Genomic DNA, 8455 nt, shown 5'->3' on the forward strand with positions numbered 1-8455 from the left:
AACGTGACCGAGGACCGCTATGATGGGCTGTCTAATCCTCTTTGCCATCTTCATCACCTGAGCATAACTCATGGCTGGCCTTTTAAAGGGTTTGGAATGTTAGAAAAATGGAGAGAACAGAGTTACTCCTCGGAACAACTAATCTCGTCTAGATACTCCTTCTTCGCCCTTGCGTGGGTGTGGTAGAACCAGTCTGCGGCCTTGCAGTACTCAAAGAGTTCATCTTCGCTGAAGTACAGCTTAATCTCCCTCTCCGCACTCTCCGGACTGTCGGAGGCGTGGATAACGTTGTATATCGCATCACCGACGTCGAGGCCGTAGTCGCCCCTTATGCTCCCCGGCTCCGCGTCCTTCGGGTCGGTGGCGCCGGCCATCTTCCTGACGACGCTTATGGCGTATCTCCCTTCCACGACCATTACAACGCTCGGGGCTTTGGTGATGTAGTCTATGAGGGCGTTGAAGAATGGCTTGCCCCTGTGCTCCTCGTAGTGCTTCTCCGCGAGCTCGCGGTCAATCCATATCATCTTCATTCCCACTATCTTGAGGCCCCTCTTCTCAAAACGGCTTATTATTTCGCCCATCAGCCCACGGACAACGGCGTCCGGCTTCAGAATAACGAGCGTTCTCTCTATCTGCTCCTCGGCCATCGGCAACACCGACCGTAAATGGGACGCGCGGTTAATAGGTTTTTTGGAAAGGAAAGAAAAGAGAAAATCAGCCAACCTTAACGTACCAAGTCATAGCTGTCCACTCGTGGTGAATGTCTGTTGGTATCAAGTGTTCATTTCCTGAAAACTCAGCCCATAGTTTTACGTTAATGACCGCATGCCAGTTCCCATCGTGAAGAACGTTCTCCAAAACATCTCCGCTGGATGCAACCATGATTCCTACAGTATGTTCTGATGTTTCGGTGTATGTTCCTCCGGTGCCTAAAGTGTCTATAGTCCATATTGCCGGAGGGTCAATGGAATCTCCGTAAACTTTGTAACCTCCAACTGCAAGGGGATACGAGACCGGCCCGACGTTTATCGGTACTGTTTGGTATTGATTGATAATTCCAACTGGAGCCATATCGTCCAACTCTCCTTTAAGAGCCGGGTCAACACCCCAATCATGAGTTATTTCGACTTTTCGTATTCTATATTCCTTATATCCACTGACACCATGTCTTTTTAGTAGGATTCCTGGGGTTACCCGGTATATGCCGTGGCCCGCGCTATCTTTGGTGCAGGCAAATGTTTCTGTTCTTGGATCATTGTCATTCCACAGGCCCCACATGTAGAATTCAGCGTAGAGCTTTCCATACGGTGGGGCATCGTATCGAAGCTCCTGTTTCCCAAAGTTGTGCCAGTACGGCTCACTCTCACCGGTATAAGTCCTCACGTTTCCACTGCTGTCAACGGTCTTCACTCTCCAGCCCTCTGGAACTCCAATTTTTTCACCGAGCGGTATGTCCTCCTGAAACTCCGGCTTCTTCGTGCTCCACTTCATTAGTTCGCTCCTGATGCTTGTAACCTGAACGGGAACGCCCTTCCTCGTTGCCAGAACGAGAACGTTAACCCTGCCGTCCTTTGTTACCTTTATTCCATAGCCCGTTAAGACAGCGTCCTTTGGCAGTTCTGGAACAGCATAGGCGTGCCACTTGGCGTTTGGAGCGCTCTTCAAGACGAACTCCTGAACGGCTCTCTGGATTTCCTTAACGTTCAGCGGAAGGCCATTGGGCGTGTAGAGGAGAAGGGTTGTGTAGTCACTCCCTGGAAGCTTCTGAACTGCTGGAGCAACGTACTGAATGTTGTTTCCGGTTGGATACGCCGAAGCAAAGAACAAGCTTCCAACCAAGACTCCGAGTACGAACCATACCACTTTCTGTCGCATCCGACCCCCCCCAACGGGGTTGTCAGGTAAAATTAACTGACTTGTAGTATTTAAGCGTTTCGCCCTATCAAAATTAAGGATTTGCAGAAGCATTCATTGAACTAAAATTACTAAGAAAAGAAAGAAATCACTCCCTTTTGGCCCTCTGAAGTCTTGCTTCTTGGAAGGCCTTGGTCCACTTGAGCTTTCTTGGATTACGTCCCATGAAGTAGAGCTTCTCGCACTTGCTGGAGCAGAAGAATAGCACTCTGCCGTCGTTTCTGACGAACATTTTTCCAGTTCCCGGCTCGAACTCCCTCCCGCAGTAGGAGCAGACGTTCCAGCGGGCCATCTTCAACGCCTCCTCCTGATTTCTCTCGCCTCTCTTTCAGTCTCCCTGAGGATGACTATGTCGCCGACGCGAACGGGACCCTTAACGTTTCTCCTGATGACGCGACCCTTGTCGCGCCCCTCGAGGATTCTGACCTTGACCTGGGTAACGCCACCGGTGACGCCGGTTCTTCCAACGATTTCGATAACCTCGGCGGGGTAGCCTTCGTCGCTCATAACTCACACCTCGTGAAGACTCGCGGGATGAGCCTTAAACCTTTCGTGATAAGGAAGGAAAAGGAGCTCACTTCATGAGCTCCCTAACCTTCGTGGCAATCTCCTCAACAAGCTCGCGGGCCTTGCCGGGCTCGATGATTGCAACGCTCGCCGCGGCAACTTCGATTCCAGCGGCGGCACCGAGTTCCTTCTTGCTCGGAACGTAGATGTACGGAATCTCCTTCTCCTCACAGAGCGGCGGAAGGTGGGCAACTATCTCCTCGGGGTCAACGTCCTCGGCAATTATAACGAGCTTGGCCTGACCCCTCTCGACGGCCTTGGTGGTCTCGTTGGTGCCCTTCCTTATCCTTCCGGTGTCCCTGGCTATCTCAACGGCCTCAAGGGCCTTCTCGGCAAGCTCCTGGGGAACCTCAAACTTCACGTAGCTCGGCTTCGCCATCTTTCATCCCTCCGAAACCTCATCGTTCATCCGGTTTTGCGAGGGGAGTTTGGGTGAGAATTTAAAAGGGTTTCGCTACTTCCTCTCGAAGACGAACTCGCAGTAGTCGGCTCCCATCGCCTCGCACTTGGTTTCCTTGCCCTCCCACTTATTCCCCGTCAGCTCCGTGAGAAACTGTGCAACGGAGCCGGCGTAGTGAACGTGAAGCGGATAGAGATACCCTTTTCCCTCCGGAAACAGGTTTGTTCCCCTCACTATTATTCTATCGTTTGACAACTCCACTATTTCTAACCTTCCACCGCCGCTTGCCTCTGTTACCGAGAATATATCCTCGAGAGCATCCCTTAGGTCAGGGGAATACCTCTTGGAGAGCCTCCTGTGGCCGGCATACTGCTTCTTCCCCCAGCTGTACAGAAACGTTTCGCCCTCTTTTGGTCCAAGAAAGTCGTAGACAGTCTCTATTAAAGCACGTTCGGAGTACTCATCCACTATCTGAACCCGCAGGTTGTCGAGCATAATCCTTCCCTTCTCGTCCATCTTAAGGCGGTTCTTCAGGCCCTCGAAGCGTGAGTAGTACTCCCTGGTCGAGATTATGCCCTCGCGGGTTCTAACGTATCGGAACACGGGTTCGGGAATATAAACGGGATACGGAGAGCGTTTAAGTCTCAACATACCCTCCGAAGTCTCGATTATATATCCGAAGGGTATCAGAATGGCCGTCAAATCAGAGCGCGTAAAAACGTCCGAACACGCAGCGGCGAGAACACCAACCCCCGCAAACTTCACGGAGTTTACAAGTCTGACCGTTGCCTTTACATACGACTTTGGATTCGGCTGAAGGATGTAGTGGGAGGTCAGGTCATCTATTACGAACAGGTCAAATCCGTTTCTGCTTATTGTCTCGCGTATTAGAGCGGTCGTTATGCCGAGGTCGAGGGGGTTTGGAAGGACGTTCTTTCCCGTGTAAACGCTCTGACCGTAAAGGTTTGAATACCCGTCGAGAATCAGGAGGGAGCCGTTTTCTATATATGGGGAGTAATCAATGCCGTGGTTTCTCAGCTCTTCGAGTAGCATGTGAGGGGGCTGTCGAAAATCGACCAGAAGAACCTTATTACCCATTTTAAGGGCGTTTAAAACCGTTTGATGCATTAAGATTACGTGGTCATACTCAATTGAGCCTATAAAAGCTACCGTTGAACCCTCTTTAATACCACCTCCCAGAGCACTGTCAAGCGGTTTTATTCCAACTGGTATCATTTAGCCCACCTGGATATCATTATATGACCCGTTTATAACCTTTGTGCGGGGTAATAAGTCAAAAATTCAAAGACGAGAGGCTCGGAAGCGGCCAAGTTCGTCATCCATCAGCCCTGTTCTCCTCCTCATAGCCCATGTAAAGCTCGAGGCTTCTCTTAGCCCTCGCCCTGGGAATGTGGTGGCCCATGAGGGCGACTATCTCGTCGGCTTTGGCTTTCCCGTGGTGAAGCATCTTCCGCTCGGTCTTAATCTTCTCAATCCTGAAGGTGTAGCCTCCTACTTCTACCACCTCACCGACGACGAACTCCTCATCGCGGGGAACCTTGACGCGGAAGGACTGGGTAATTCCCTTCGGCATGTAAACCGACACCTTGATGACCTTTGGATACGTCAGGCTCTCGCCCCACAGGGTTTTAATCTCGCCGACCTTTGCCTTACTTGCCCTCTTCCCCCCTTCCAGCTCTATTCCGGTAATCCTTACCTCGTCCTTCTCGGTCTCGACGATGTCGCCAACTCTAATCTCCTCACCCTCTGGAAGCTCCGCTTCGCTCCTAAAACTAACCTCGTGCTTGCTGACGATGAGCGGGACCCTGACGAGCTTCGGAAGCGTTACGTGCCAGACGTTGCCGCACTCGTTACAGCGAAGGGTAAGCTCCCTCCCGCGCTCCTTGATGACCTCGACGTCATCGCTACCGCACTCGGGGCAGATGAAGTACTCCTCCATGTCTCTCACCGGAATGGAAAAAGGGAAGGGGCTTATAAAGGTGCCTAATTAATGGCCCCTATCAGCTCCAAGATTCTGAGAGCAAAATAAGTCTCCTGTAGTCCACCATAGTACTTTGCCCCCCTGTAAAACAGAAAACCCCCGTATTTGTACTTTAATGAGTGAACAAAACTTATCAGACTCTGGACGTTATCTGGGCAGTGACCCATATAGACCAATGCCTCTACAGCCTCATAGGTATTGTAGAGGTCTGGATAACCCCATCCCCCATCGTGCATTGTTCTCAAGAGATACTGAACTGTATCAGTGTCGTTGTAGTTGTACCCAAGGGCATGGAGGAGCATTACTGCATTTGTTGTCTGGTAGAGGGTTACTCCAGTTCCGTTCTCGATTCCAAACGTTCCATCACTGTTCTTCTTGGAGAGTATCTCCTTAATTAACCCCGACCTGGTACTTGGGTCAAGTTTAACTCCTATTGAGTTTCCAAGTTCTATTAGGGATATCCAGCCCGTATCCATTAGGATGTCTTGTCTCTTGTGGGTTAGATACCACTCCATAAGTCTGATGGTCTCGTTTCTTAAGTATCTCATGTCGTCTGGACTGAAGGTTAGGTTTAGCTCTTTGTAGGTGAGGTAGACGTAGTACAGAGGAGTTGGGTTGTTCTGATTGTATGGCCACCTGTTGCGAAGGGCATTCTCTAAGTATTTCTCCAATCTGGTTCTGTTAAGAGGCATTCCGATTTTCTTGGCAACGTAAACAGCCATGTATGTTCCTATTGGCCCGCAGGTATTTTGAACTGGAAAACCGAATCCTCCAAGGGGGCTCTCCCAGCTGTGTATGAAGCTTATCGTCTTTTTGTCGGGTTTTTTGCCGACCGCTACTATTGTTTTTACGGCATAATATGTCCCCTGGAACTCCCCGTAGTCCTTTCCGAAGAGGTTAAACCCTCCATCGGGTAACTCCTGAGAAATAACGTAGTTGTAAATCTCATTGGAGACAGTGCTATTCAGTAGGTGGTACTCCCTAAGTAGTTGGGCTACGTGAGCTATGATAAAAAGCGGTGGCCGATAGCTTATTATTGTCTTTATGTGTCTGGAAAGGTTTTGTATGAACAAGATGTCTTGGTGGTATCCTTTTAATTTCGTATAGTTGACACCTAATAATTTTAGGCACTTTGTATAATAGGGAAAGTTAAAGAGAAAGCTCATAAACTGGAGACCAACATATCCGTTTGGCACTGTCAGGTTTTCAAACTGACCGATGCAGTAATCCCTAGTTTTGTTGAGATTGCTTAAATTGTATCCAAGAACATGAAGGAGTTCAACAGCTTGAAGGGTAAAGTCCATGCCACTATAAATAAAAGAGCCGTTTTCCCGTTCTGTGCCCAGTATGAATCTTATAATCCTATTCGAATTTTCTGGTGAAGAATTCAGCATAGCCAGAGTCATAACACCATAATAGACTATCCAAAATTTGGGAAAGACGTCGGCAGTATAATCACTTGTCGTGTTTTCAAAAAGATTTCCCTCATTCTCATGAAGCCATTTTATAGTCTGAAGTCTGTTGTGTGGGGTTTGATTAATACTCTTTAGTGCCGCTACAAAGTAATATGTTGAAACAATGTCCGGGGTTATTGTGTCATCAATTTCCGTAAAGCCCCCATCCGGGCATTCAGCGAGGTGCAGTCTTTTGGAGGTGTAGTTAATCCACTCTCGACCAAGAAACGTTGATAAATTCAACGGTTTTGGAATACATAACAAGCGATTTGTAGAACGATCCGGCTTAATCACTTGGTTCACACTTTGGTTTAAAGGGTGTGTAGGCGTTTTGAAATATACTCCGACTGCCAGAATGAATATTATAAAAAAGGTAAAGCAGAGGGTTAAGGCCTTTCTCACCTTAGCATCACCCTCTTTGCTTGTACACATTGGCACCTTCAATATACAGTGTGTTGTGACCCACTTCCCCAAAGTAAAACGCTCCCGTAGTGTGATCTGCTACACTATATACACCAAAGGTTGAGCTTGCTTGTATGTTGTCAAAGTCTACCCCGGCATAATCCGTATTATGGAGGGTTACGCTATACTCTGCTCCCTCAGAGGTCGCTGAGAAACCTACTCCCGGTGGAACTGAAATATAAACAGAGCCACTGGCAGTACCGAACCTCAAGTTAACGCTGAGAGTCAAATCTTCTGCAGGATAATCCTGGGACCACCAGTAGTCATATGGCTGTATCCAGCAGGCTGCTGAAGAATACCCACCTACTGCAACTACTGAAAACTGGTCCTTCTCTATGGTTAAGTAGGCATATGCAGAAATATAAACGTCACCCTGATGGGGTATGCTGAATGCCTTTCTCTGTTCATAATCAGAGTTCGATCCAGTCCACTGACTTGATGTTTCTGGTGATAGCTTATGCTTTAAAGAGAAGTATCTGTTAACTGCCATGAAAACCTCTTTTCTATCAATCCCGGGAGTGCTAGGTATCTGTATCATGCCATTCCTTACAATCACCGGAATTTTCTGGCCGTTTACGTACACCGTGTATGTATTGACTTCATGTTGTTTGGTGTAGCTGGTGGCGCTCACTCCTTGGAACATGGCCGCAACCAACAGCAGGGCCATAAACCATGCCATTTTCTGTCGCATTCGCCCCCCCAAAGGGTGGTCACTTTGATGTAAGATTTCAAAGTATTTAATCTTTACGGTTTGATTGTATTGATGTACATCAAATATACATTGTTTTAAATTTACTTTTAAAAGTGTAAAAATGTTTTATCTAAAGCTGGCTCCCCTCCTTGGGGTTCTTAATCTTCAACAGCGGGCAGACCTCCATGCACTCCCTGCAGTGCGTACAGAGCTCGTAGTTTACCACTATCTTTTTGCTCCTTGGGTCTATGCTTAGGGCCCCTTCTGGACACTTGCCGACGCAGACGCCACAGCCAACGCACTCGTAGGCCCTCTTGACGAGGTGGTAGGCGCTGACCGCTTCCTTCTCGTCCGGGGCCTTTGCTTTCCTCGTCCCGGTAAAGAACTCGACCTCGCCAGCCCTTACCACATCCCCTTCAACGCTCACCTCTCCGAGTATCGGTGCAACCTGCAGGAGGCGCTTTTTGTTGAGAACCGTGTTGAACTCCAGCTTGTAGCCCTCACTTGTCTCCTCAATTTTGACCTTAACCGGCTCCCAGGAGCGCTCCTCGGGAATATCAACGCCGAGCTTCCTAGCTATGGCCTTCTCACCTTTGCTAAGCTTCTTCCAGCGCCAGAAGCCGTAGGTAATCCACTCCTCCGGAAGACCGAAGCGCTTCCTCCAGTGCTCTAAAGATTTCCGCCACTTCTCCCAGAGCTCGGGCTTTTCCTTCTTGAGCCTCTCGAATTCTGCTAATGAAGCGCTCGGGCAGAGGAAACAGCCTATCCTGTCGAAACCCCTCTCGTAGAGCGGGTTGTAGGGAAGATTCCTGCTGAAGATGTAGAGCCACACCTCTATTGCGCGCCAGTGGAATATCGGCGACGCACCTATCTCGTTGGGCACCCACTCGTTCCTCCACACGCGGGGCTGCTTAAACCTCTTTATGCTCTCGTACTTCCTCTGACCGACGAACATGAGCACTCCT

At 49.0% G+C, this 8455-nt stretch carries 10 protein-coding genes; all 10 read right to left on the reverse strand.

What is annotated here, in order from left to right; translation table 11 throughout:
* Positions 1–122: 122 nt before the first annotated feature.
* Positions 123–647 (reverse strand): nucleoside-diphosphate kinase, encoded by a 525-nt coding sequence (gene ndk, locus MVK46_RS06215; RefSeq protein ID WP_297535771.1) that lies wholly within the window; start codon positions 645–647, stop codon positions 123–125.
* Positions 648–714: 67 nt separating this feature from the next.
* Positions 715–1875: a hypothetical protein gene (locus tag MVK46_RS06220; RefSeq protein ID WP_297535772.1), complete on the reverse strand. Its 1161-nt coding sequence runs from the start codon at positions 1873–1875 to the stop codon at positions 715–717.
* 127 nt (positions 1876–2002) lie between these two features.
* On the reverse strand, positions 2003–2206 hold the full coding sequence (locus MVK46_RS06225; RefSeq protein ID WP_297535773.1) for a 50S ribosomal protein L24e: 204 nt from the start codon (positions 2204–2206) through the stop codon (positions 2003–2005).
* Positions 2207–2208: 2 nt separating this feature from the next.
* A complete protein-coding gene (locus MVK46_RS06230) occupies positions 2209–2421 on the reverse strand; it encodes a 30S ribosomal protein S28e (RefSeq protein WP_011250261.1) in 213 nt (70 codons plus the stop codon).
* A gap of 67 nt (positions 2422–2488) precedes the next feature.
* The gene (rpl7ae, locus tag MVK46_RS06235) at positions 2489–2860 is read right to left on the reverse strand and encodes a 50S ribosomal protein L7Ae (protein ID WP_297535774.1); all 372 of its coding nucleotides are present in this window, start codon (positions 2858–2860) and stop codon (positions 2489–2491) included.
* 75 nt (positions 2861–2935) lie between these two features.
* A complete protein-coding gene (locus MVK46_RS06240; protein WP_297535775.1) occupies positions 2936–4117 on the reverse strand; it encodes a V4R domain-containing protein in 1182 nt (393 codons plus the stop codon).
* Positions 4118–4217: 100 nt separating this feature from the next.
* Positions 4218–4841 carry an HVO_0476 family zinc finger protein gene (locus MVK46_RS06245; RefSeq protein ID WP_297535776.1) on the reverse strand — a complete coding sequence of 208 codons (624 nt, stop codon included), beginning with the start codon at positions 4839–4841 and terminating at the stop codon, positions 4218–4220.
* A 44-nt stretch (positions 4842–4885) separates the two neighbouring features.
* Positions 4886–6739 carry a prenyltransferase/squalene oxidase repeat-containing protein gene (locus MVK46_RS06250; RefSeq protein ID WP_297535777.1) on the reverse strand — a complete coding sequence of 618 codons (1854 nt, stop codon included), beginning with the start codon at positions 6737–6739 and terminating at the stop codon, positions 4886–4888.
* 7 nt (positions 6740–6746) lie between these two features.
* The gene (locus MVK46_RS06255) at positions 6747–7490 is read right to left on the reverse strand and encodes a hypothetical protein (RefSeq protein ID WP_297535778.1); all 744 of its coding nucleotides are present in this window, start codon (positions 7488–7490) and stop codon (positions 6747–6749) included.
* A gap of 130 nt (positions 7491–7620) precedes the next feature.
* A partial coding sequence (locus MVK46_RS06260; protein WP_297535779.1) for a phosphoadenosine phosphosulfate reductase family protein occupies positions 7621–8455 on the reverse strand: 835 nt, incomplete at its 5' end.

It is taken from the genome of Thermococcus sp. (genome assembly GCF_027066465.1).
GTDB lineage: Archaea > Methanobacteriota_B > Thermococci > Thermococcales > Thermococcaceae > Thermococcus.

Bases quoted from the DNA above. Each gene is read 5' to 3' on its own strand.
- MVK46_RS06245 (WP_297535776.1), bottom strand. From the start codon at position 4,841: ATGGAGGAGTACTTCATCTGCCCCGAGTGCGGTAGCGATGACGTCGAG.
- ndk (WP_297535771.1), bottom strand. From the start codon at position 647: ATGGCCGAGGAGCAGATAGAGAGAACGCTCGTTATTCTGAAGCCGGAC.
- MVK46_RS06240 (WP_297535775.1), bottom strand. From the start codon at position 4,117: ATGATACCAGTTGGAATAAAACCGCTTGACAGTGCTCTGGGAGGTGGT.
- MVK46_RS06230 (WP_011250261.1), bottom strand. From the start codon at position 2,421: ATGAGCGACGAAGGCTACCCCGCCGAGGTTATCGAAATCGTTGGAAGA.
- MVK46_RS06255 (WP_297535778.1), bottom strand. From the start codon at position 7,490: ATGCGACAGAAAATGGCATGGTTTATGGCCCTGCTGTTGGTTGCGGCC.
- rpl7ae (WP_297535774.1), bottom strand. From the start codon at position 2,860: ATGGCGAAGCCGAGCTACGTGAAGTTTGAGGTTCCCCAGGAGCTTGCC.
- MVK46_RS06220 (WP_297535772.1), bottom strand. From the start codon at position 1,875: ATGCGACAGAAAGTGGTATGGTTCGTACTCGGAGTCTTGGTTGGAAGC.
- MVK46_RS06225 (WP_297535773.1), bottom strand. From the start codon at position 2,206: ATGGCCCGCTGGAACGTCTGCTCCTACTGCGGGAGGGAGTTCGAGCCG.